General features: G+C 37.4%; 22 protein-coding genes. 12 read left to right on the top strand and 10 right to left on the bottom strand.

The window, feature by feature from the left end; genetic code table 11:
- Position 1: 1 nt before the first annotated feature.
- Positions 2 to 3,007, bottom strand: a complete 3,006-nt coding sequence (locus BXY58_RS11925; protein ID WP_120214088.1) for a SusC/RagA family TonB-linked outer membrane protein — start codon at positions 3,005 to 3,007, stop codon at positions 2 to 4.
- A 650-nt stretch (positions 3,008 to 3,657) separates the two neighbouring features.
- Here BXY58_RS11925 and BXY58_RS11920 point away from each other — a divergent pair.
- The 11 genes from BXY58_RS11920 to BXY58_RS11870 all read left to right on the top strand — a co-directional run bounded on the left by BXY58_RS11920 (position 3,658) and on the right by BXY58_RS11870 (position 14,930).
- Positions 3,658 to 3,894, top strand: a complete 237-nt coding sequence (locus tag BXY58_RS11920) for a helix-turn-helix domain-containing protein (protein ID WP_229728444.1) — start codon at positions 3,658 to 3,660, stop codon at positions 3,892 to 3,894.
- Positions 3,895 to 4,162: 268 nt separating this feature from the next.
- The gene (locus BXY58_RS11915) at positions 4,163 to 6,655 is read left to right on the top strand and encodes an N-6 DNA methylase (RefSeq protein WP_120214086.1); all 2,493 of its coding nucleotides are present in this window, start codon (positions 4,163 to 4,165) and stop codon (positions 6,653 to 6,655) included.
- A 109-nt stretch (positions 6,656 to 6,764) separates the two neighbouring features.
- The gene (locus tag BXY58_RS11910) at positions 6,765 to 8,015 is read left to right on the top strand and encodes a putative phage abortive infection protein (protein WP_120214085.1); all 1,251 of its coding nucleotides are present in this window, start codon (positions 6,765 to 6,767) and stop codon (positions 8,013 to 8,015) included.
- Positions 8,016 to 8,214: 199 nt separating this feature from the next.
- Positions 8,215 to 9,417 (top strand): phospholipase D family protein, encoded by a 1,203-nt coding sequence (locus tag BXY58_RS11905; protein WP_120214084.1) that lies wholly within the window; start codon positions 8,215 to 8,217, stop codon positions 9,415 to 9,417.
- A gap of 31 nt (positions 9,418 to 9,448) precedes the next feature.
- Entirely contained in the window at positions 9,449 to 10,570 is a 1,122-nt protein-coding gene (locus BXY58_RS11900) for a hypothetical protein (RefSeq protein ID WP_120214083.1), read from the top strand.
- 30 nt (positions 10,571 to 10,600) lie between these two features.
- A complete protein-coding gene (locus BXY58_RS11895) occupies positions 10,601 to 11,299 on the top strand; it encodes a restriction endonuclease (RefSeq protein ID WP_120214082.1) in 699 nt (232 codons plus the stop codon).
- 11 nt (positions 11,300 to 11,310) lie between these two features.
- Positions 11,311 to 11,547: a hypothetical protein gene (locus tag BXY58_RS11890; RefSeq protein ID WP_120214081.1), complete on the top strand. Its 237-nt coding sequence runs from the start codon at positions 11,311 to 11,313 to the stop codon at positions 11,545 to 11,547.
- Positions 11,548 to 11,680: 133 nt separating this feature from the next.
- Entirely contained in the window at positions 11,681 to 12,088 is a 408-nt protein-coding gene (locus tag BXY58_RS11885) for a hypothetical protein (protein WP_120214080.1), read from the top strand.
- A gap of 390 nt (positions 12,089 to 12,478) precedes the next feature.
- Positions 12,479 to 12,910 carry a RidA family protein gene (locus BXY58_RS11880; protein WP_120214079.1) on the top strand — a complete coding sequence of 144 codons (432 nt, stop codon included), beginning with the start codon at positions 12,479 to 12,481 and terminating at the stop codon, positions 12,908 to 12,910.
- A 226-nt stretch (positions 12,911 to 13,136) separates the two neighbouring features.
- Positions 13,137 to 14,108, top strand: coding sequence for an aldo/keto reductase (locus BXY58_RS11875; RefSeq protein WP_120214078.1), 972 nt, complete (start codon positions 13,137 to 13,139; stop codon positions 14,106 to 14,108).
- The gene (locus BXY58_RS11870; protein ID WP_120214077.1) at positions 14,109 to 14,930 is read left to right on the top strand and encodes a helix-turn-helix domain-containing protein; all 822 of its coding nucleotides are present in this window, start codon (positions 14,109 to 14,111) and stop codon (positions 14,928 to 14,930) included.
- Between the two features lie 76 nt (positions 14,931 to 15,006).
- Here the strand turns inward: BXY58_RS11870 and BXY58_RS11865 are convergent, their stop codons facing one another.
- From BXY58_RS11865 to BXY58_RS11855, 3 genes are all read right to left on the bottom strand, one after another.
- Positions 15,007 to 17,139 (bottom strand): type IA DNA topoisomerase, encoded by a 2,133-nt coding sequence (locus BXY58_RS11865; RefSeq protein ID WP_120214076.1) that lies wholly within the window; start codon positions 17,137 to 17,139, stop codon positions 15,007 to 15,009.
- Positions 17,140 to 17,213: 74 nt separating this feature from the next.
- Positions 17,214 to 18,815: a DUF3945 domain-containing protein gene (locus tag BXY58_RS11860; RefSeq protein ID WP_483400853.1), complete on the bottom strand. Its 1,602-nt coding sequence runs from the start codon at positions 18,813 to 18,815 to the stop codon at positions 17,214 to 17,216.
- The gene (locus BXY58_RS11855; protein ID WP_120214074.1) at positions 18,778 to 19,059 is read right to left on the bottom strand and encodes a helix-turn-helix domain-containing protein; all 282 of its coding nucleotides are present in this window, start codon (positions 19,057 to 19,059) and stop codon (positions 18,778 to 18,780) included. The genes BXY58_RS11860 and BXY58_RS11855 overlap by 38 nt, the downstream gene beginning before the upstream one ends.
- 213 nt (positions 19,060 to 19,272) lie before the next feature.
- Here BXY58_RS11855 and BXY58_RS11850 point away from each other — a divergent pair, with 213 nt between their 5' ends.
- On the top strand, positions 19,273 to 19,614 hold the full coding sequence (locus BXY58_RS11850; RefSeq protein WP_120214073.1) for a nuclear transport factor 2 family protein: 342 nt from the start codon (positions 19,273 to 19,275) through the stop codon (positions 19,612 to 19,614).
- 114 nt (positions 19,615 to 19,728) lie between these two features.
- Here the strand turns inward: BXY58_RS11850 and BXY58_RS11845 are convergent, their stop codons facing one another.
- The 6 genes from BXY58_RS11845 to BXY58_RS11830 form a co-directional block, all read right to left on the bottom strand.
- The gene (locus BXY58_RS11845) at positions 19,729 to 20,559 is read right to left on the bottom strand and encodes an exodeoxyribonuclease VII large subunit (RefSeq protein ID WP_170144231.1); all 831 of its coding nucleotides are present in this window, start codon (positions 20,557 to 20,559) and stop codon (positions 19,729 to 19,731) included.
- Between the two features lie 303 nt (positions 20,560 to 20,862).
- On the bottom strand, positions 20,863 to 21,003 hold the full coding sequence (locus BXY58_RS16960; protein WP_170144230.1) for a hypothetical protein: 141 nt from the start codon (positions 21,001 to 21,003) through the stop codon (positions 20,863 to 20,865).
- A 113-nt stretch (positions 21,004 to 21,116) separates the two neighbouring features.
- Positions 21,117 to 21,302, bottom strand: a complete 186-nt coding sequence (locus BXY58_RS17230; RefSeq protein ID WP_170144229.1) for a hypothetical protein — start codon at positions 21,300 to 21,302, stop codon at positions 21,117 to 21,119.
- Positions 21,256 to 21,411 carry a hypothetical protein gene (locus BXY58_RS16955; protein ID WP_170144224.1) on the bottom strand — a complete coding sequence of 52 codons (156 nt, stop codon included), beginning with the start codon at positions 21,409 to 21,411 and terminating at the stop codon, positions 21,256 to 21,258. Before BXY58_RS16955 ends, BXY58_RS17230 begins: the two co-directional genes overlap by 47 nt.
- Before the next feature lie 197 nt (positions 21,412 to 21,608).
- On the bottom strand, positions 21,609 to 23,888 hold the full coding sequence (locus tag BXY58_RS11835) for a DUF5074 domain-containing protein (protein ID WP_120214070.1): 2,280 nt from the start codon (positions 23,886 to 23,888) through the stop codon (positions 21,609 to 21,611).
- A 35-nt stretch (positions 23,889 to 23,923) separates the two neighbouring features.
- A complete protein-coding gene (locus BXY58_RS11830) occupies positions 23,924 to 25,129 on the bottom strand; it encodes a cell surface protein (protein ID WP_120214069.1) in 1,206 nt (401 codons plus the stop codon).
- Between the last annotated feature and the right edge of the window lie 7 nt (positions 25,130 to 25,136).

Raw genomic sequence — 25,136 nt, 5'->3', positions numbered from 1 at the left:
TTTAATAGGTTAATGAAAGACCAAAGCTGACTACTCGGAGCGGGCTGGTGTAGCCTGCCGCCATAAATTCAGGATTTCCTTCTTTATAACTGGAAAAAACAAAGAGATTTTGCCCGCTTATAAAAAGCCTGGCTTTCAGCTTGCCGTTGCTGTCCGATGGTATCCTGTAGCTCAAGGTTGCATTTTTTACTCTGACGGTGAACGAATCAGAAACGGTAGCATCGCTGAGGAGAAAAAGGGAACTCGCTGTCGCTGCGGCTGTGTTATACCCTGCACTGGGCTTTTGAAACTCGGCATCAGGATTTCCCGGTGTCCAGTAATCGGTGAATATGGCCGGCATATTGGACATGTTACCGATATTGCCGTACATCGATTTCACATTGTACTGGCTCTGGCTTACAAACTGCAACAGCAGATCGAAACTCCAGTTTTTATACTGGATACTGTTTTGTAGCCCGCCATACCAGTATTCCTTGATCTCTTTGCTGACGGTACGGTCGGCAGTATTGATCTTTCCATCCTGATTCGTGTCATAAAAGGTATATAGACCGGTGACAGGATCGATGCCCGTATATTGATATAATTTTACCAGGGAAATAGATTTTCCGATTTCAAATCTGCTGGCGTAGGTCGACTTATCAAGATTGGGGAACTTCATGAGGTGGTTCTCTGGCAACGTAAAATTGAGACTGGTCGTCCATTTCCAGTGTTTGGTTTTAACAGGAACCGATTCCACAGACACTTCCAGACCACGGTTTCTTACCGTAGCATCCAGATTGGCCTGAATACTGCTGAATCCTACTGTGGCAGGCATCGGGATACCGACAAGCTGGTTGGAGCTGGTGTTGTGGTAATAGCCTATGTTCAGATTTAGCCGCTCTTTAAATAGCCCCATTTCTAAAGCAGCCTCGAACTTGCGGGTCAGCTCCCATCCGAAGTTTTTGTTGTACAGCCGTTGTGGGACCAATCCGGAATTCCCACCATAGGATCCGCCGGTGGACTGATAGGTGTCGTAATACTGATAGTCTCCGATCTGGTCATTCCCTGCTATACCATAGCTGGTTCTCAGTTTTCCGAAACTTAACCAGGATCTATCTTTGAATGGTTTTTCTTCCGAAAATAACCACGCGGCCCCGACAGCGCCAAAATTGGCGTACCTTCTTTCCGAACCGAATCTGCTGGACCCGTCACGTCGACCTGTTAAATTTAAAAAGTACCTTTTGTTATAGCCGTAATTGAGTCTGGCATAAACGGCTTGGTAGCGGTACAAGGATTCACTGGCGCTGGGAACCGTAATGGAAGCTGCGGCTGCCATATTGGTCAACAGGTCATCTGATGGGAAATTTCTTCCGAGAATAACGATGTTATCGGATTTCTGTTCCTGAAATGACGCCCCGACCAATGCGGAAAACTGGTGTTTCTCCAGTCGCTTCTCGTAGTTCAGCTGAGGCTCAAGGATCCAGCTCTCGTTCAATTTCTGGGCTTTTCTGAGAGAAGAACTGCTGCTGCCGATATTGCTGGACGGATTATAGGTGGTCTTTGGAAAGATCTTCTGCTCATAACTGTTGTAAGTACTGTAACCACTATTCAGATTAGCACTGAATCCGCTTCCGAATTGGTAGCTGGAAGTCATATTCGCATTTAAACTCTTGGTTTTTACTGAAAAGGTCTGCGTGGCAGGTCCCATAGGATTGTTAAATGTATTGTTCTCCCAGTTGATCATTCCGCTGGAAGTATACAAATCCGGAGCATTAGGTGCTAAGACCGGATATACAATATTGAAGTCAGTCGGTGGAAGAACATTATCCTGCAATGCCGCAGTGCCATTAAAACCGATCTGGAACCTTCGGTCGGCACTGGTATGGTTGACACTGACTCCCAGGTTATTTCTCTTATAGCGGTAGCTTCCCGGAAAAACAGTTGTTTCCTCATTGTGGCCGCCAGAAACTGAGAATTGTGTATTGCCACTGCCGCCTGATACACCGAGCTGTACATCCGAAACCGACGAAGTATTTCCGACGAAGTATTTCTGCCAATCCGTTGTTTTATTTGGATTCCAGACCCCATTGATATCGTAGGCATTGGAAGGCACTGCTACGCCATCATTGGCAAAAGCCAGTTTACGCATTGCAGTATATTCTTCCAGGTTCATCATTTTTGGCAGGTTGGTCATCTGTCCCAATCCATAACTTGTTCTCAGGTTGACCTCCGTTTTTTCTTTCTTGCCCCTCTTTGTGGTGATTAAGATAACGCCGTTGGCCCCCTTGCTTCCATAAATGGCAGTAGCATCGGCGTCTTTAAGGACCTCAAGCGATTCAATGTCATCGGGATTGATTGCATTTAAAGGGTTCGTTTCATTGTATGGAAGGATGCTGGCGGTCATTCCACTATTGAAATCATTGACCAGAGGAAGAGGAACACCATCAACAATGTATAGCGGTTTATTGCCGTCATAACCGGTCGTTGAATAGCCTCGTAAGCTGTTTCGTCCTCGGATCTTTATATCAAAGCCTCCACCGGCAACTCCGGAATTTTGTGTAATGCTTACGCCCGTCATTCTGCCCTGTAAAGCTGACAGGACGTTGTTGACAGGCTGGTTTTCGATGTCTTTTGCTGAAACTTTGGCGATACTACCGGTTCTCTCTCTGTCTTTAACCTTGTAGTAGCCTGCGTTGAGAATAACTTCTTCGATTCCCTTTACTTTTTGTTCTAAGCTGATATTAACGACCGTCTGATTAGTGAGTGTGATTTTTTCTTCTGCATAATCAGGGTGTCTGAACAATAGGATGGGATTTTCTGCTGAAACCTGTATGGTGTAGGTTCCGTTATTAGCGGTCATGGTTACCTGATCACTGCCTTCTTGGGAGATAATGACTCCCGAAAGCGGTTTATTAGATGAGGTGACGGTACCGGAAATGTTGCGAGTTTGGGCTTTTGAATGAGTGGTGACAGCGGTCAATATAAGGCCAAAGAAAATACCTCCTATATTGTAATAGGAATTTTTCATAGATTTGTAAAGGTTTTTAATTTTCTAAAGATTAATTACTGAACTACGCTCTTTCCTGATGTTTTAGTCGACTGACAGGAAAGGGCTTTTTACATTCTTCTGTTTTTAAGTTGAGTAGTTTTTTGATTCTTTTTTAGTAAAACTTTCCTGATGCCCTTTGGTATGAAAAAGGACTGGTGAGGTTCTGTAAGCAGTGACCGCAAGGCACCGGAAAGAATTTAATATGAATGAATCTGTGTCCCGTGTAAGCTTTTTAAAGCCGCAATAGGTTGTACCCTCCTATTGTATCGTGTCTGATACTATTTTAGGAAGCGGGCTTAGATTGTAATGTAGAGATAAAGCGAACTGCATTGGAAAAAGACGGCGTGGGTACTCTACATATCCGATTCGAGGTACTGGTATACCCATCCCAAGATAAGAGAGACCCACGCCTAGGTCGTGAGCCGCTTACTTATTATCTCAGGGATTTAAAAATTACCAGTTTTCGAACCGAGACTCTAAGCAATAGCTTCTATATTTCTTTGAAGTATCGCAAAGTTACATTTCTGTAGCTTATTTTACAAATATAACAAAAGTTTTCATTTGTGGGTTAATTCAACTACAAATAATCTTTAAAATCTTTACAAATTGCCTTCTGAATGCTGATTTCAATGGATAGAATTGAATTTCGAATAGCTTTTGGTAAGCAAGTTGAAAAGTTTAGGACAAAACTAGGCCTAAGCTATCGTGCACTAGCTCAAAAATGTGATGTTGATCATAGTAATATCAGCAAAATTGAAAAAGGAGAAGTTGATATCAGAATGTCCACAATACAAGAACTATCAAAGGGATTAGAAGTTCATCCTCAAGAATTATTTAGTTTTAAGATAACTGAAAATCCTAACTAGGTAGTAACGATTTATTTTTTTAGTTATACTTACTAATTATATTTACATATTTCAATTATTATTACTATTTATTATCTCTATTGCAGTGATGTAATAAATTTTTATCGATTTCTGTCTATTCTATAACATTAAAAATACTAATGATTATGTAAAAATACTATGTTGAAATTATGTGATAAATGCCACATAAAATTTCAGTATTCTTCTAGTATTTGTCTCTCTGTTATTATTTTTTTTGTCTAATTTTGGCAATAAGAAATTAAAAATTATGATTGAAAACTCAGGCAACGATTCAATATTTCAAGAAAACATAAATAGAGGGATAGAGAGCGGATTAATTACGTTCAATGAAAGTGAGAGTAAAATAATTTATAGCTGCTCTAGAGAATATGCGACAAATTTTAAAAATCAAGAGGAAAAAGTTAGAGCATCATATTTTGTTGAACTTGTATTGGATTATCAATATCCAAAAGAAAATATAGATATTGAGGTAAAGGTTGAGAGAAGAATTCCAGATGATAGAGCTGATATAGTTATTTATGAAGATAAAGAATTAAAATCCCCTTATATAATTGTAGAAACCAAACGAGATGGAATTAGTGATTCTGAATTTACGCAAGCAATTGAACAGGCATTTGGAAATGCCAATAGTAAAAGAGCGAAATTTGCAATTGTTGTAGCGGGAAATACTAAAACCGCATTTGATGTTTTGGGTTTTAATTCTAGTGAAAGGGAGAAGAATGTAATCGCAGATATTCCTATAAAATATGGTAAAACACCTAAGTATAAATTTGTAAAAGGCGATGCATCGAAAGATTTAAAAATTGCATATAGAGAAGATCTTATCGGAGCTCTAAAAAAATCTCACAGTAGTGTTTGGCAGGGAGGAAAACTTGCACCGACAACGGCCTTTGATGAAGTTTCTAAATTGTTATTCTGTAAACTTAAGGATGAAAAAGGAACCAAGAATAATGAAACATACAAGTTTCAGATTGGAACTCAAGAAACACCTGACGATGTGGCTACCAGAATTCAAAAGATTTATGAAGAGGCAAAAATCGATGACCCACAGGTTTTTAAAGATAGGATAAATCTTACTTCTGAAATAGTATACAATGTGGTAGAACACCTTCAAGGCTTATCTTTAAATAAAACTGATTTAGATACAAAAGGTGTTGCATTTGAAATTTTTATGCAGGATTTTTTTATTGGCAAAATGGGTCAATTTTTCACTCCAAGACCAGTAGTACAGTTTTGCGTAAAAATGATGGAGCCTCAACAATCACTAAAGGTTTTAGACCCTTCCTGTGGTAGTGGTGGTTTCTTGCTTTATGCTATGGATGAGGTTCGACAATATGCCGAAGAAAACTATGATGAATTTGAAGCATTTAAGCATTGGCATTCTTTTGCAGAAAAAAAACTATTTGGAATCGAAATAAATGATCAAATTGCTAGAGTTTGTAAAATGAATATGATTATACATGACGACGGTCATACGAATGTCATTGGGCACGACGCTTTGGATTTGCTGTCAAAAATGCAAATACAAAACTCTGAATTTAAGGAAAATTCTTTTGACATTATTTTATCAAATCCTCCTTTCGGAGCAAAGATTAAAGCTAAAGAAGTCAAGTATCTCAAATCTTTCGATTTAGGTAAAAATGGCGGTCTAGAAAGACAAACTCAAAAAAGTGAAATTTTGTTTATCGAAAGATGCATAAAGTTTGCAAAGAAAGGTACTGGAAAGATAGCAATCGTAGTACCAGAAGGAATAATGACTAATAGTTCATTACAGTATGTAAGAGATTATATTCTTGCTAATTGTCAACTACTAGCTTCAATTTCTTTGCCAGAATCTGCATTTAGTCATTTTGGAGCAGGAATCAAATCATCTGTATTATTTTTAAGACGAAAAAAAGATAATGAAAACATTGGTAACTATAATGTTTTTATGGCTGTTGCTAAACAAGTTGGAATCAGTTCTACTGGGCGAGAGGAAGGAAATGATCTTTTTTCTGAGCATTCAGAATCTATATATAATCAATGGAAACTATATCTTAAAAACAAATTAAGTTATAAAAATACAGAAAACTGTTACACAGTTAAACTTTCAGAAATTAATTCAGAAGGTCCCTTCAATGCAACCAGATACATATGGAAGCCAAAGTTTAAAAATATCACGGGTAAAATTGAAGATATTGCTAATATTGTTAATGATAAAATAACTCCTAGCTCTAAAGAAAACGAGTTCTCAAATTTTGCATTGATTAGGATGGACGAACTTCAAAATAATCCAGTAAAAATAGAAAATATAATTTATTGTTTGGGGAGTGAGATTGAGGGCAGTCTTAAAATTGTTCAGCCTGGTGATATCTTGTTAGCTAGATTGGGGCCAAGTATGTTAAACAGAAAAATAGTTGTGGTTCCAAAAATTTCACATAGCATTGACTATTTTGTAGCATCGCCAGAATTCATTGTAATAAGACCAAAAAAAGAGAAGGATTCTTTTTACATAACGGGGGTGTTAAGAACAGATTTAATGTTAAAATATATGTATTCTAAAACGCGAGGGGGAACACCTAGTAGATATAGATTAAATGAAGAAGATTTTAAATTAATTGATTTTCCACTTGCCGACGACAAAATAAGAGAAGCTAAAGCCAAAAGTTTTGATAAATCATTAGTATCATATTACAAGTCTATTCAAGATGCAGAAAAAAAACTGATGGAATCTCATATAGTTTTAGAAGAAGATTTGTAACCGGGGTTGGTATATAAATAAATATAAGTTTAAGACGGATAATCTTATGTTAAAATGTTATTTTGACAAATAACTACTTTTTCCACAGTTTAAAATAATTACACTATTCATGACAACCTTAGTTATAATACTATTTATATTCTGTTTTTTAGCTTTTATATATTTAATATATAAAATCAGCGGTTTGATAGTTAACCGAATAATTAAAGAAGAAAGTGATGAATTTAAAACTCATTTAGGAGTAGGAGATGTAATGATGCTGCTAACTGCAATTGGATTTGTACTTGCATCCTTCTGCACACCATTTATATTAACTCGACCCAGCGTTTCGAATGACTTCAATTTCACTTTGACCGGGCCCATTGGTGATACAATAGGTGGACTAATGAGTCCTTTTATAAGTCTCTCTGCTGTAATAGTTACGGGTCTCGCTTTTTACATGCAGTTAAAGGCAAATCAGCTACAGGTAAAAATTTTCAAGAGACAATTAGACGAGACTAAAGAACAATTTAAAAGTGAGCAAGATAAGCAGGAAAAAAACTCTAGAAAGCAACAATTTGAAAGTCAGTTTTACGAGATGCTACGGCTTCACAAAGAAAACGTTAATGAAATAGAAATCGAGGCAAAAAAAAGGATTGAAAAAATTGAAGCTCCAGTTATCGAAGGCGTTATCCCCCAAGTTTCATATGAGTATATTGATTACAATGTAACAAAAAGAAATGCATTTGTTGAAATGCTAAAAGAATTGGAGTTCCTCGTTTCAAAATTAGAATTATCTGATACTCCAATATTAAATTCAGAGTCGTTTAGAAAAATTTATGAAATTTTTTTCTGGGGCTTAAATGGTTATGATTCTCTCGCTAGCAAATTTACAGAAGAAGAATCACAAAAATATGAAGATATTCTTTATCAAATTCAAATTTCTCAATACTCAGACAAAATTTTTAGCTTCAACTCTGATGTTCCGTTTAATACTCCTGCTTTTCGAGGGCACTCAAATTTTTTAGGTCACTACTATCGTCATCTTTTTCATACTGTAAAATTTGTCGTCAATTACAATCCTGAAATTCTTGATGAAGTTGAAAAGACTAATTTTCTTAGATTGCTTAGGGCACAACTATCTAATCATGAGCAAGCACTATTATTTTATAATTGGCTTGCTAAGTATGGCGAATCTTGGGAAGATGACACTAATCATTTTTTCACAAAGTATAAAATGATTCACAATCTTTGGTATTCTGAAATGCCACAAAATGCTTACTTGCTAAATATGCTTAAACTTTTAGTATCAAAGCGTAAAAGAATTGGATTAACTGATGATTTATTTGAAATGGGCGATTCTCAATTGGAAAATTTTTAATTCATCAGGTTGAAATTGCAAGATATGTAATTACAATTATTACAAACAATTTTTCCTAATATTTAACATATGAAGCTGCGTATTTGATAGTTTTACAAACTAAGGATACTAAAATTAAAAAATTTATAGACTGACTATTAAAAATCGCTTACAATCTCCTTTTTAATTAAAACAATGTAGTCATTTATACTTTTTTAAAATGAAATTGATAACTAACACAGACAGTTTAAAGAAAGAATTTAAACGATTAGTAAAACAATATCGAAATTTTCAATGGGCTATGGCATGGGCAAGTGCAGGAAATGAACTCTTTGTAGAGCTAATTGAAAATAGATGCAAAATTAATAAAATAACGGTAGGAATACACTTTTATCAAACTCATCCTGATTTTATCAAAGAGTTTATCGATGATGAAAACGTTCGTTTTATAGAACAACCAGATGGGACATTTCACCCAAAAGTATATTTGTTCTCAAATGAAAAAAAAGATTGGGAACTACTCATAGGTAGTGCCAATTTTACAGCAAGCGCATTTACGAAAAATACTGAAGTTTGCGCTCTTGTGAATGCTAAAGATAATAATGCTGAAGAAGTATACCAGAGTACATTACAAATTATAGATTCATCGTTTGATCAGGCAAAGATATTTAGCGAATCAGACTGGGAAAACTATAATACGATTTGGAATATTCAGCAATCCAAGATTCAAAGTTTGTCAGGTCAGTACGGAAGTGCCAAAGATAAGCCCAAGCCGGCTTATAAAATTGCACTGCAAACGAAATCTTGGAATGACTATATTGATGAAATTTACGATGAAGGCAAAAGCATTATTAAAAGAAGAATAAGAGTAATTGAAATCGCTAAAGAATTATTTCAAAGTGTAAGACACTTTAAAGAACTTGATGACAATGAAAGGAAATTCATTGCAGGCCTTCCGACTAACTTAAAACATACAATCTCAGGTGCGGAAGACTGGGCTTTTTTTGGTAGCATGAAGGGAGCCGGTAAGTTTAGCAAACTTATTAACGACAATAGTGATTTAATATCAAAGGCGTTGGATGAAATTCCCATCAGTGGGCATATTGAAAAGACAAACTATGATAGTTTTTTGGAATACTTTACAGAGGCGTTGCCTGGAAATTATTTAGCAACCAGTACCAGATTACTTGCAATGAAGAGACCAGATATATTTGTTTGCTATGACAGCAAGAATAACGATGCTCTATGTAGAGATTTTGAAATTAATAAAAGTGGTATGAACCATGAAAGATATTGGAATGAAATTATTTTAAGAATCAATGATTGTGAATGGTATCAAAAACCTACTCCTACAAATGCAATGGAAAGAAAAATTAGTTTAGCGCGTTCCGCATTTCTTGACAGTTTGTACTACGAAGGATAAGGTATTAATTTTTCACCAAGAACTAAGTTAAATGGAAAATACAGAGAAAGAAGTAAATTCGGTTTTTAATATTGCTGTTTATATTAAGTTGATGGCTTCATTTCTGCCTGACGCAAATTTTGAGCAGGCGAGCCAGATGGTAGCTGATCTTTATGATTTTTTCAAAACTTCCGAGGAGCAAGATATAGTGGAAAAACTTCCTTTCGTCCGATTAAATTTGGAAAAAATGGCGGCACCACTTTTAAAAAGATTTCCTCTCAAAAAAAGCTTAGATGAAATTGTTGCCGACTGGGATCAGTTTTTTAAAAATGATTCTGAAATTTATTCTTATGGTTTGGAATATGGCTGGCTGGAAGATCGGATGAATATTCAAGGGCTAATATTGTACAACCATATACCTTATCATTTCAGGATTGGATTATATGCGCACAAGGGGAATTTTGGCATTGAAGAAGAGTTTTTGCTTAAAGATTCATTCAATATCCTTGTAAAAGCTCAAAAAGCTTTTGATCAGCTAAAAAAATATGGAGATATTAAGCAGAAATTATTGGAGAAAGAAGGAAAGGAGGGCTTTGATGAACATACGGTTAGAAAAATAACAGATCTGAAGTATGAAGTTTCAGCTAACTGTAGACTGTCCGTAATTTCGTTTTACGCGTTTGTTGAATGTTTCGTCAACAGTCTGGGCTACAGTCACGCTGAAAGGAATAAGTTAGCTTTAACTGAAGTAAACTTTGAAATACTTAACGGGAAGAAGAATGGTAGGTTTTTGCAGCTTAAATCTAAAATAGAACGCTACCAGTCACTAATCAGAGCTGATGGCAAAACCATCATTGTAACTTCGGATGAGAATCAAACTAAAGAACCTTTTATTTCATTCTTTAATATTTACGAAAATCTCAGAAATTCAACGGTACACTTTTCTCCTAACAAAGAACAAATTTGGTTAAAGCCGGCTGACTGGATCAATAAAGCAGAAAATTTTTCAAGATTGGCTCTTGAAGTAGCTCTTGGGGTCTGGCAATCATGCTATCCAGACTTTCCTTATCCAGATTACATAGGAAGATTGGATTATAATATTTTTATGGATAAGGCAACATTCTATATCCGGAATCTGGAGGAGATATCCGTTGAGATGAATTCTTGCAGTTAAAATAAAATTAGCTCTCATTAATAATTAATTATGATTCCGACAGCAAAAGATCAACTAATCCGCGATATTCTTGTTTTGGAAAACTCTATAACAAGACCTAAAGACGACCGAGAAATATGCTTTACATTTCATCAAGTTATTGCAAAGTTATTATCCAATGATGGTTTTACAACCATTCTTAATCCAAGTCCTGATAGAAGTAATTTTGATTTTATGTGTTTCAAAGAGAATTCACGAGACAGAATATGTATTTCTCTCCAAAACTCGACGGAAAGTATTGCAGAAGAACGTGTTCATGAGAGAGTTGCTTTTGCTTTTCACTACCCTTATGATCGTCTTATTATGTTTGCGCCTGTTGGATTTACCGCTTCATGTTACCGTTTTGTAAATATTACAGATCCTGTAAAAGTTGAACTTCTAACTTTAAATGACCTGAAATCTTGGACATCTAAAATAGAAATTGAATCCGACTTTAGTATCAATGATTACGAAAACATCATAAAAATTGTCAGCAAGACTTTCATTGAGAAAATTATTGAGGATTCTGATTTTCTTTTAAAAATCGAATGGAGAGACTTAGAAAAGATGATTGCAGAAATTTTTGAGGGCTTAGCCTTTGATGTAAAACTAACACCGCCTAGCAAAGACGTTGGAAAAGATCTCATTTTAGAAATAAACAAAAGAGGAATCACAAAAAAATACTTGGTTGAAATAAAACACTGGAAATAGGTCAAAAGTATGTGAAAGAATTTTTAAATGTAATCTGTAATGAGACACAAGAAAGTGGATTATTGTTATCACCTTTTGGTTTTACTGCAAATGCTTTCGAAGGTCTGGCGGAAATCGAAAGAAAAAAGATAAGGTTTGGTAGTGAAGAAAAGATAGTGTCGTTATGTAAATCTTATTTAAAGGTCAAGTCAGGCATTTGGACTCCTTTAGAAGATCTGGAACATACACTTTTTGAAAAGACATTTTGAAATTAATCAAAAAAATTATTAATGTAATTAATTAAAATATAATCTATCCCTTTAGGTATAAGTGATTACGGAAAACCGTAATCATTTTCTTTGGATTGAATTTAGATTTGTAGATCAATAAAAATTATTTACAATGAAAAAATCATTACTTTATCTTGTATTACTACTCTCAGTAATTTCCTGTACAAATTATTACACTGTCCTACTAGAGGAAGATACACCCCTATATCCCAGCAGTAACAGCGAAACTTCTACCACAGTTATTCCTAAAGGTACACAGGTTTATTTATCATCAAAACCCAACAGGAAAAATTACAGAAGGATCAAATGGGGAAATTATTATGGTTGCGCAAATAATCCGCAGCATTCAACATACAGCAACTATACTAAGACATCATCATATAATTCTCCTACAATCAGCTCAGGATCTAGCTATAATTCAGGATCAAGTTCAGGAGGATCGGTAAGTGTTAGGGGATATACCCGAAAGGATGGTACTTATGTTAGACCCCATACCAGAAGTGCTCCGAGAAGAAGGTAATATTGAATTGAGGCTTATTTCACAGAAGGTCTCTTATTCTATTGTATCAATAATAACAATACGGTTTTCCGTAATGAATTTATAGAATGGTATTTTAGTTTTGAAGTTGATATTAATCTGTTTTAATATCAGAACTAAGTATTAACCAATTCATTTTGCTATGAGCACGATCGAAGCAATCAAGCCGGGACCTAAACCGAAAAAACCAGATGGTGAGCCCGACAGAAGAAGGAGAGTTACGCCTCCCAATCAACCTAAACATCCAAAATTAAGACCGCATGAACATGAGAAAGGTGATTAATTAGGATGGATGAAATTAGCAGCTTTAGGGCTGCTTTTTTTGTTACATTTTAATCATATATATGCTTAACTTTTACAGAAATATGAACTATGAGAAATATCTTAATGTTTGGCTTTTTTTTAGCTTTCTGCAACTTGTTTTCACAAGAAAATAAAATCCAGAAAGAGAAATGGCATTGGAATAATAAGACACAGGATAGCATTGCGGGATATGCGCAGGCTGTTAAAGTGGATAATGTCATCTATATCTCCGGTGTTGTGACCAATAATATCACTCCTGAAGGGATTATATCGGTGTACAATAATCTTCAAAAAGTGCTTTCGAATTATGGTGCTACATTTGACAACGTGGTCAAGGAAAACTTATACACTACTGATATTGAGGCAATGAAGAAGCATAATGATGTCCGTAAGAAATTCTACAGCAATGATTTTCCGGCTGCATCATGGGTACAGGTTCAAAAATTATATATGCAGGATTCTAAGCTGGAAGTTGAATTGGTTGCACATTTACCCAAGTAGTTTATCGTATAAGATAAATTGTTTGATTTAAAATTAAGATAGCACACGACAACATAATCGTGAAAAGAAACTATACTCGCAAACTGAAAGATGGTTTAAGAAGAATTGTCATATAAATCTTTCTGTATTTTTACTTTGAACTGTACAGGTAAATAAATTGAACCGTACAGGAAAGTAAATTGGTTGATAAATGGTGATCTTTGTTTTATTACATTAAATCAATCACATGTCAGAAATTACAAAAATTCAATTGGGTCAAAATGGACCAATGGTATCTAAGCTGGGTCTTGGATGTATGCGGATGTCTTCGATCTGGGGCGGACCGACACCGGATGAAACAGAAAGCATTGCAACAATTCATCAGGCTTTGGATAGCGGAATCAACTTCCTTAATACAGGCGATTTTTATGGTGCAGGTCATAATGAAATGCTTGTCGGAAATGCGATCAAAGGAAGACGGGATGATGCCTTTATCAGTGTGAAGTTCGGAGCAATCTTCCACAATGGTCAATGGATCGGACTGGATCTCCGACCTGTAGCAATCAAAAACTTTGTCAATTACTCGCTGACCCGCCTGGGCATTGAGACCATTGACCTGTATCAGCCCAGCAGGATGGACGACAGTGTGCCGATAGAAGACATTATCGGAACGATCGCAGGCTTGGTTGAGGAAGGAAAAGTACGCCATATTGGTGTATCGGAAATTACTGCTGATCAGCTTCGGAAAGCCAATAGCATTTATCCCATAAGTGCATTGGAGATCGGTTACTCTCTAGCAGACCGTCAAATCGAAAATGAGCTGTTGCCAACTGCCAAAGAATTGGGGATTGGTGTCGTAGCATTTGCCAATACGGCGGAAGGTCTTTTGACGGGTGATCTCAAAGCGCCTATTGCTGCGGATGACCACCGAAATCATTTTTCACGTTTTCAAGGTGAAAATCTGGTCCACAATCTTGAAAAAGTTGAAACCCTAAAAGAAATGGCTCGACTTAAGAATGTCACTCCAACACAGCTTGCCATTGCCTGGGTCAAAGAGCAGGGCGACCATATTATGCCGTTGGTAAGTATGAGCCGCAGGTCAAGACTGCCTGAAAATATTGCTGCGATGGAAATTGTATTTACGCCTGAAGAAATGAACTTATTAAACAGTACATTTGCAATTGGTGCCATGCAAGGCGGTACTTACCTACAAAGATAAATGGAAAGTCCAGCAGAAATTCTTCCGGGTGTTATTTTCTATTCATACCTTTCTTCGGAACGGAAGGAAAAGGCCTGTGTCTGGAATCACCACACACTGGTATTGCAGGTCTCTGGTCACATGATTCTGGAGACTTCTGAGCAGAATATCAGTATCTCTGCAGGCAATGTATTATTGATTCATAAGAACCAGCTGGGAACATTAACTAAAACACCGGGACCAAATGGTCATTATGAAACCATCGTCATATCCCTGCAAGAGGATCTGATGCGCCAGATCGCATTGGAAGAAAAACTGGAAGCTAATGGCAAATATACCGGAATGCCGAATCTTTGCCTTCCGAACAATGATTTTCTTCAAGGTTATTTTCAGTCAATTGTCCCTTATGCCAGAAGCTCCGGTGCTGAAATGACAGACGAATTGGGACTGTTGAAAGTGAAGGAAGGCATCAAGTTAATGTTGCTTGCCGTTCCTGAGCTTCGAAATTTTCTGTTCGACTTTTCAGAGCATCATAAGATAGATCTTGAGAAATTTATGTTAAGTAACTTTCATTTTAATGTACCGGTTGAGAAGCTGGCACAATTGACCGGAAGAAGCCTATCAGGATTTAAAAGGGATTTTCAGAAGACATTCGGAATGCCGCCGCGAAAATGGCTGCAAGATAAAAGACTGATTGAGGCAAAGCATCTTATTGAAAGTAAAAATAGAAAACCTTCTTCTTTCTACCTTGACCTTGGATTTGAAAGCCTGTCTCATTTTTCTTATTCTTTTAAGAAAAAATTTGGGAATGCGCCAACCGAAGGCTTGGTAAAAACTGATTAAAAAAGTCCGAAGAATAAATGATTCTTCGGACTTTTTTAATGATAGAGCTTATACTGGGTTTTTATATTATTTAATTTTATCTATTTTGGGGAAATTCAAAGATTGTTTCGCATTGATCTGTGAGAACCAAAAAGGCATCAAATTTCTTCCCGTTTTTACTTTTCATATTTTTGATGAGTGGTGTTTTTCCTGTTGTTATGAGGGAAGTGATATGATCAATCCTGAGCTGAACGCCGCATATTATTCTGAATAAAATCCATTGGCATTGCTCATCAGGGCATTTAACAATTTTGTCTTTAATGATGAGATTATGCTGCTGGCATTTGAGACATTTGATCTCTGGAATGTTTTCTTGCGGAATGTTGATTGATAATAGTTCTTGGGTGATTTCTGCTGTGTAGTTTTTGATATCAGTGATGAACTGTTTTGAATTGATTTCTTTTGCTTCAATTTGATGGAGTTCCATCTCCCACTCTGCGGTCATCTGGACATTGGCAATTTTTTGGTCTTTGATGAGATCATACACCTTTTCGCCTTTATCAGTCGGAATTAATGTTTTGCTTTTTCTGGTGATATAATTTCTGTTAATTAAGGTTTCAATAATGGAAGCTCTTGTTGCTGGAGTTCCGATGCCGATACTCGCTAAAGTTTTCTGCTGTTCCTTATCGTCAATATGTCTGCCTGCATTTTCCATAGCAGAAAGAAGGTCAGCTTCTGTGTAGAGTTTTGGAGGACTGGTCAGTTTTTCCTGGAGTTCGGCTGTTGATATTTTGAGCTCATCGCCTTTTTTGAATTCAGGGAGTTCAGTAAGTTGTGGCTCCTGTGTCTGGCTATTATTGCTATTGTTCTTGCTGTTATTATGTTGGTTTAGGCTCATTTCACCAGACAATAAGCCTTTGATGGCTCGCCATCCTTTGTGGAGTATCTTGGAACCATTGATACTGAATTCGTAATGATGGATTTTGATCGTAATGTGGCTGACTTGCTTGGTACAATGCTCTGATAAAGATTCTAATAGTCGGAAGGCAATCATATCATAGATAACTTTTTCACTGGCGTTTAAAGCGGATGGAATTTTAGTAGTAGGTAAAAGACCATGATGGTCGGTGACCTTCAAGTCATTGACAATACGCTTGTTGAAGTTGCCGAACTTGAGTATTGAAATCGCTGGTTTGAATGGCTCGGTTTGATTGAGTATTCTTATCAGTTCAGGGATTTCCTGCCAAAGGTCTTCGGGAATATATTTGCTTCCGGTTCTTGGATAGGTGATGAACTTTTTTTCATAGAGACTTTGTGCGGTCTGTAAAACTTCATCTGCCGACAATCCCAACTTTCGGTTGGCTTCTTTTTGAAGTTCTGTCAAATCAAAAAGTAATGGAGACTGTTCTTTAATGGTATTGATGGAGACATCTTCTACTGTGGCTCTCCCCTCACGCTCTATGGCTTTTAAGATCTTCTCTGCCTGTTTTTTATCTTCCCATTGCATGTTGGAAAGACTGGTGAAATTTAAATAGTCCTTGCGATGCTGTAACTGAATTTGCCAATATTTCTTTTGCTTGAAATCTTTGTTCTCCTGGAATCTTTTGCAGATCAGTGCTAATGTTGGGGTCTGAACTCTTCCTAGGCTATAAACGTCGTTGTTAGCTGCAATGCTTAATGCCTGGGTAGCATTGATTCCTACCAGCCAATCAGCTTCGCTTCTGGCTTTTGCAGCTTTGTAAAGTCCATCGAAATCTGAACCATTTTTAAGGTTTTTAAATCCATCCTGTATGGCTTTTTCTGTGAGTGAGCTGATCCAGAGTCTTTCAAATGGTTTATTACATTGGAGATATTCATAGATATAGCGGAAGATCAGCTCTCCTTCCCTTCCTGCATCGGTCGCAGCAATAATGCTCGTGCATTGACTGAAGACATTTTTAATGATCTTAAGCTGCTTTAAGGCAGGGGGGTCTGACTGGTAGTTTTTTGAGTTAGCCTGTTTTGTCTTTCTTGGAGTGAGAATGAATGGATTGGGAAAGATAGGCAGAGAGGCTTTGTCAAAGCCTCTTATGCCATAATCTTCCGGCATTCCCAATGATACTAAGTGACCCAATGCCCAGGTCACGCAGTAGCCGTTTCCTTCAAAGTAGCCGTCTTTTCTATGGTTGGCATTGAGTATCTGGGCAATTTCTCTGGCAACACTCGGTTTTTCTGCAATGATGGCTTTCATAGGTTTGGATTTTATTGTTGTTATTAATGAAGATTATCTTAGATTAAATTCTGTGAATTTTATGTAGAATTGATTCACATTTTTCTTCCTCTTGATCTGGCTGGCTTTTTCTGTTGTTCCTGTTGCTGCTTGTTGGCAGGTTGCTGCTGTTTGGACTGAAGCGGTTCTTTGATGTTCTTTGTCGCTTCATTGGATTTACCATCGGTGTTAACTGCCGTTTGAGTTTTGTGGGATTCTGATGGCTGGGCTTTTTCCCTGAGCTTGTTAGGATTGGTAAATGAGAAGTCGGTCTTAGAGGTCTCTTTGTTGAAGGTAATATAGCCTTGGTATTCTTTGCCTTTACTGTCCACAAAGCCGCTGACGTAGACCGTCTCTCCTGCTTTGAATTTCTCATACTGCTTGTCATCCAGTTCCTTGTCCCTGAAAATTCTTGGGGGTTCGCTGTTTTTAATTTTATTTTGATTTTGGTTTTGGTTCTGGTTCTGGTGTTGTGGATTGGATTGGCTTTGCTGCTGCTTTTGATTGTTGTCAAATATAAATTCGACATAACGCTTATCGGCATTGAACTGGACGGTAGCATCGAAGGAGGTTCCTTTGGTAGAAGTCATTCCTTCAAGATAGAGAGCCTTGCCTTCCAAAAGAGTTTGTTTCTGATGCTCATCCAGCTTGATGCCTTTGATCTCGTCAGGGATCTTCATATACTCTGCCCTGTAAGCCACCAGTTCATTCGTCAGGCGGTCACGGCTGATAACGGATGGAATGATCTCATCGGTCTTGGGATTGACCAGATCAACGACTCTTCCCATATTGCCGCTCTCCATCAGATTCTTCTTGTCTTCCTCGGTGAACTCGTGACCTAAGAATTTGAGGTTGAGGTTGGGTTCTCTGCGGATGCCGTGGAGCTTAATGCCGATGTCACCGGTATCTCCTTCCTGCAAGGACAGCCTGACGTCCATTTTACTGACGGCAGCGCCGAGATTGATGGTGATGGGAATTAAGGTATTGGTCTTGTAGCCTCTCAATAGAGGATCTAGGGCATTCATCTTTTCAAGCTTTTCCTGGCTTAACCCGAGTTTTTCCATCGTCTTCCAGTCGATCTGTTCCGGCTGGAAACGGTATTCCTGATTGTCTGTGTTGTTTTCCATTGTATTCTGATTTTTTAATGGGTTGGTATTTTTAGGTATAATTTCATATTCCTTGAGCTTTTCTTTTTCTTCAGGCGATGCCTGATCGACATACTGCTGAAGGTCTTTAGCGGTATCGACAGCATCGTATTCCGAAACTTTAAAAAAGTTGAAATGCGTAGGGTTCTTAAGCTGCCGGTAAAAGTTGGAAAAGAAGTTGGAGAACAGATCGCCGTGTTTATCGACCCTGATAAGCTGGTCATTGTCTTTCTTGTTTTCCGGAGGTACCTTCTGAAGATTGCCTTCTTTATCGATTCCCTTGACCATTTCTATTTTGTTGTTATAAGTGTTCAAGACCAAAAGCGTATCCGCTGTTGGTTTGATTTCTGTGGTCTTATTTTGATCGGTATCTTCCATCGCTGATATTTTTGACAGGATGAAGATAGACCGGCTTATGGTTAACCAATTGAAATAAGAGCGGTATCGATAGATTTGGCTGTGATTGTCTTTGTTTTTATTTGTTAAGACTGCTTCTGATGAGCTGGTGCACATCGGACAGCTTATAGTAGAGCTTGCCGCTGATGGTATAATAAGGCAGCTTTTTATTAGTTCGGTATCTCTGGAGAGACCTGGAACTTATTTTAAGAAGCTGCAAGACGTCCTGGTTGTCGAGCAGCTGTTCGCCGTCGATCTCGATGTACTTGGATTGTTTTGCTGCGATGTGTTCTTTGAGGAGGTCGAATCGTTCCATGATCCTTTCCATCCATGCGGTAAATTCTGTTCTTTCAATAGTCATAACCGTAGTTTTTAATGTTAAAATGAAGTGAACAGCTGATCAGCTCTGTTGGTGTAAAGTTGAATATTGGAGTTGAGATAAAATCACTACTTTTTCGTAGTACCGAAGATATTGATGTTTTATTTTATGTAATTTTTAACGAATGTGCCGGTTTTGATCGATAGAAAGGCATATTTTTCGATGGTTTTAAGTTATCTTAAATAATATATATCAATGAACTTGAAATCAATATTAGAAGAGGCCAATAAATGCATCACGGCAGGCGACTATGAAAAATTCTTGACATACTGCACCGAAGATACCTTATGGAAATTTGTAGGAGACCGTACCTTAAAAGGAATAAACGAAGTAAGGAAGTATATGGCTGAAGCGTACAAAGAACCGCCGAAGTTTAGCGTCGAATTGATGATTGAAGAAGACAACTACCTGACCGTCCTAGGTACGATCAGTTTATTTGAGGAGGATTCACAATGGGTTGATTATGATTATTGTGATGTATGGCGGTTTGACAATGGTAAATTAGCTGAACTGAAGGCTTTCGCTATTAGTTCATAGTAAAGAGAGACGGGGCTCAGGGTCTTCGATGACGGATCTATTGCTAATCCTGATTCATTCTGGAACGAATTAAATGAATCAGGATGGTGGCTCAGCGGTAGGCAACTAAAAAGGCTAGGTTATTTTAGCCAATATGAATCCGAGTACTAAAGCTATGATCACAGCCACAAGTATCACAATGTAGTTGGTCTTTCCCTTCTGCGCTTCTTCTTTCAGGCGGATGTTATCCTGCCGTACTGTTTCGAGATTAGCCTGTAATGTGGCTGTTTTTTCATTAACTACTGACTGGACGTTTTTCTCATGCAGCGCTGCAATCTCCTTTTTGTAATGGTCAAGTTCCAGTGCCCGTTGTTTCTGTTGATCCTGGAAGTTTTTCTGCAGTTCTTCCAACTGCCTGGCTGAGCTGGTTTGAAGTTTATGAAACTCGTCGTTGCGTACCTTCAGCTGATCGGCAAATGTTTTGGACTGGTTCTCTACCTGCTCTTTATAGGTTTTCTGTACCTCGGTAAACTCTTCGTTTTTCTTTTTCAGCTGCTTCTCTAATGTTTCGACCTGTTCGGAAAATTGCTTTCTGACGTCTTTTTTAACCTCGTCTATAAGTAAGGCTCTTGAGTTGGATCTTTCGAGGGATAGTTTTTCAGCAATGCTGTGCAGACTGACACCGTAATCGTGAGGCAGATGAAACCGCTTGTCTGCTAAACGGTCCAGCAATGTTTCATCAACCGTATGACCAATGGCAGTCACCGTCAAAGCGTCCATAGTGATAAAATACTCCGATAAACTTAGGTCATTGAAGGTCTCCATACTTTGACGGTCTCCCCCACCTCTTATCAGGCCCAACCGTTTATTAAAGTACCGGTTTATTTGCCTGCTGCTCCACGAGACCTTTTGCGTTAATTCCTTAACCGTAGTTTCTCCTTTCGATAAATAAATGAGTTCAAACAATTTCTTTTTGCGGCCATCGATTTGATTTTCCAGTTGTATAGCAATAATTTCAAAGGCTTTTCTGTAAAATTGCTCAAAATCCGCCAGGTCGCATTTACAAAATCCCCAGTAATCGTTAGAGAGAATCTTTTTACGGTCTTTTAAATCTGCAAAGGATTGCTTAAAATATACTCAGCGGCTATTGGATGAAAGCTGATGGCAAACATGATCGATTTGGGGAATGGCGGCTTAATGACAGGTCCGGTAGAGATTCCGGATATAAAGATCTCAAAACTTTCATCTTCCCTAATAAACAGGATAGATCTATTTTCCCGTCAGGAATGATGATAACTTCCCTTTTTTCATCAGCATGATTTTTACCATCCAGATGCTTTCCACTATATCTGTAAATGGATTGTCAGGTTTAAATAATACATACTCTAATTGATTTCTGGTGGCGTTCATGGATTAAAAATGCATTTTGAATATTATACAACAAAATAACGAAAAATGCTTGTTTTGACAGGTATCCTTAACGACTGCAATTTATTTCGGTTATCAAACATTTCAATAGTATATCAACTAAACTTATTATCCAATCCATCTTTTATCTTCCGCCCGTAAAACATCAGCCTTGCTGTTAACAGACAGCTTGTGATAAATATTACGAATATTTCTTTGTTGATATAGAGCTCCGCAGCAATCTTAGTACAAGTTTTACCTTGTATTATTCCCTGTAAAACAGGTGTTTCCCGTTCGCTCAAAGGCGAGTCCGAAGACAGCTTGAAAGATCATTACCATAATCGCAATATTCAGGCTCATAGGAGCACCACCCTCTACCACTTCATCAATTGAATGGAGTATTTCTTCCATTTCCCAAATTTTTAACAATATATTCCGAAGCGCCGGCACACAGTGATTTAAAAATCTTGTTGGTATCCTCATAAACGGTTATTATCATGACGAGTGTATGAGGATTTTGTTTCAGTATTTTGGAGGCTATTTGATCTTTTTGAAATATCAATTTTATATGATTAAAAAAGCGGGTCAATCGACCCGCTTCTGAAAAATTATTGTTTTATAAATTTCTGCTGATAAACGGCTTTGTCAGTCTCCACTTTCAGGATATAATTTCCTTTCGGAAGTGTATTGACATCAACTTTTCCGTTATTTACTTTGATATTGAACAGTTTACCTGAAATATCATAAACAAAAACATCAACAACCTTATCCTGCGTTTTGATATTTAATACATCCGTTGTTGGATTTGGATAGATGCTCAATTCAAGTTTTTTGTTCTCTGATGTTGCTGCCAGAGACGATGAAATAACGGTCAAGCTTTTTTCCACGACTTTCCCATTGGAATTGAAAATTACTATAACAGAGGCTGTTCCCGCATTCTGAGGTGTGAGAACCAGTTCGTCATTTACATTGACTTCCGCAGAAACTGCTGTCTGATTGCTGTTTGATTTTATGCTTTTTACAATCGCTAAGGAAAGATTGTCATTATCAGATACTACATTTTTCAAATCAATGGTTGTCGTTCCGCTTAGTGTAACTTCTGAAGGAAAGGTCGAGCTTACCACTGGTGCATTGTTGTCCGGGAATACTGTAACCGCAGGGAACCAGTAATAATCGTTCAGTGTTTTGGTATCGATAAGCGTACCGTTACTATCATAAGTATGAACCCAGTTTTTCTGATAGTGTGCACCATAGCCGCTCTCCGTAGTGTTCAAAATCAATTTATCCGAAACAGGGTCAACTCTTAGTGCGGCACCATAAGGAATCTGCTTATATGTTCCTGTTTGTCCGGGAATCGTGATAAAACTGTCAACAATTGTTTTTGTTGTTACATCAAATTTGATAACCTTAGTCCCTGATGTAAAAGCATTAACAGAGTTCATCCAATATAGCGCATTCTGTTGATTACTGTAAGTAAAACTTCCCGCATTCCAAGCACCCCAAGAACCAAGATACTGAGTGGCAGTAGAAAGCGCATATTCCGTTGTTGCAAAAGTGGTGGGATGAATATTGATAAGTTTTTGATTTTGAATTCCCCAAACACTTCCATCTTTTGCCTGGACAATAGAATGGAATGCCCCGGAAATTGTTTGTACCAAAGTATTGGTTTTTGGGTCGATGACCAAAATTCCAGCTGATTGTTTTACCGCGAAAACATATTGTGATGTCCTGATCATATTGCCGATTTGCCCGGCATACTGACTGCCACCGCCTGTTCCGGCAATTAAACTGCCCACAGATAAGTTATCAATATCAAAAAGATAAATACCATTGGAAGCACCGATATAGCCGGTATGTTCATTAACACCAATAAAAGATCTTCCATCTCCGCCGCCGATATTATCAAATCCTGCGATTTTTTGCATTGTAAGAGCGTTGGCAACAACTAATCTCCCGCCAGGAGTGTATTGAGAATCCCCACCGTCAGCAGCTTGTTTTGAAATGAAATAAAACTTATCTCCATAAATTGTTCCGTATTGCGTAGTTGCTCCGAAGGCCTGATTGTTATTTGCATCGCTGTATACTCTGTAATAAATCTGTCCATTATCTCCAACAAAATTTACTGAACCGTTAGTATGACCAAACCATTCTTCATTTACCATAAAGAAACCTTTGGTAAAATCTGCCTGAGAAGAATAAACCGAAACAGGAGTTAATGTAGATGAAATATCCTGTGAATTAAATTCCGGATTGAAATTCCAAACATCCCAAGAGCCATTTTCTAATTGCCTGCTACTTGCTCCTAATCCTGAATAACCAAAATCAGAATCAGTCGGGTCTTTAACCCAATATGACCAATATCCTTTACTCATCCAACCGGACTGCCAATGATCATTAGTGTCTTTTGCTGTGTAATAATCAAAATCGTATGCAGTAATATTAACAACACCATCTACAGGATAAAGCGGATAAGTGGTATTTCCATTCTTATATAATGCATTGGTATCGTTTCCATCAAGATCAAAACCTAATCCACCGATTGCTGTACCATACTGTGTTCCCTGATATAATAAGGAAAAGAAACGTTTATCAGTTTTGGCAATCGCTTTTAGCATATCTTCTCCACTCGCACTTCCGTCCCATTTGAATCCCCATACCAATGCATCAGGATTTTTGGAATCATTCCATTGTACTACAAAAGCAGCCTTGTTAGAACCTGTACCAACCCAATATACAATGTCATTCATTGAGAAATCCGCCTTTTTGGATTGAGTTTTTTTAATAGAGTTCGTTTTGAGGTCATTTCTCGGAACTCCCTGAACTGTAATTTGTGCATTGGTGAAAAATGCAAAGAATAGCAGTAATGTTAAAAGATAAAACTTTTTCATTGTTAATTGATTGTAAGAATTTTTATTATTGAATGTTATTTTAAATATAAATCGTAAGCCCCGGCAACTTCCGTAGAAACTTCGCCAAGCCAACCCGCTTCCTGATTGATTCCGGTATAAACCTTTACGAAATCGATTCCGGGGAGTTTTACATAATTTCCGTTTTTATCTACTGCCCAGGAAATATCGATATTGGAGGCTTCATCATTATTAGGAGCGTTGTCCGCATATCCGAATTCATAGGATTTTCCTACCCAGTAATTTCCTGTTCCACTTTGGTCGTAAAAATTATCGGCAAGCTTTGTTCCCGTAAAACTGTATGATGCATTTGAAAACCATAATGGATAATAGCTTTGGACGTGAAATGTATTTTTTGTTTTATAACCCGAATTCCCGAGATTATCCTGCCATTTGATGTATTCTATATCCGTCTGCCAGAACTCTGTTCCGGGAACAGGTGGCTTGTTTTCATCAGGCTTGAAGTAAGTTATATTGTAATTCTTTACAGTGGTATTTTTAAAATATTCGCTGCCAGCAATCTCATACCATTCGTCATCATCAGGTTTTCCGTTTTTATTTTTGTCGTAAGCCACCATAATAATTCCGGGCTCACAAGAACCGTATCTTTCCTGAGATGCATTGTCTGCCCAAAACGCATTTCCGAGGATTTTGAAATCTTTGCCATTCATATTCGGAATGGTATGGTCAAACCCGAAAACTACATAACCGCCGAAACCGCCTAAAGAAATCATTGTGGAATTAGAACCAACCAAGGATTGCTTCGCTTTCTGAATCATTTGTTCTAATGTGTTTCCGGCAGAATATTCAGGAATCTCATTCATAAATTGTCCAACGGCAGGACGAAAATCGAAAACATTGGAAATGTATTTACTATAAGAAACTGATTCTCTGTTAACGATAATCTTTGAAGTATAAGTTGTCGTTGTTCCGTTAGCTTCTACTTTTAAGGTCAGAGGATAGGTTTTTGCATAAGGACTAATAAATTCTAATGTATTATTTCCGGAAGTTGCAGAATCTTTAATTGTCCAGGTTAGTTTTGCCTTTCCAGAAATATTAGGTGTAATATTGAGAATTTTGAACCGGTCAATGCTGTAAGAATCTTTTAGAACCTCAGTTGACGCTCCGGCGTTAATATCTTCGTCTCTATCGTTTTTGCAGGCAATTATTCCCAGAAAAAGGAATGAGAACAATACGAAGTTTAAAATGTTAGGTTTTTTCATTTTTATA

This window comes from Epilithonimonas arachidiradicis (assembly GCF_003610695.1).
In the GTDB taxonomy this organism is placed as follows: domain Bacteria; phylum Bacteroidota; class Bacteroidia; order Flavobacteriales; family Weeksellaceae; genus Epilithonimonas; species Epilithonimonas arachidiradicis.
Note: the sequence above shows the minus strand (reverse complement) of the source record. Positions and strands in the feature narration are given on the sequence as shown.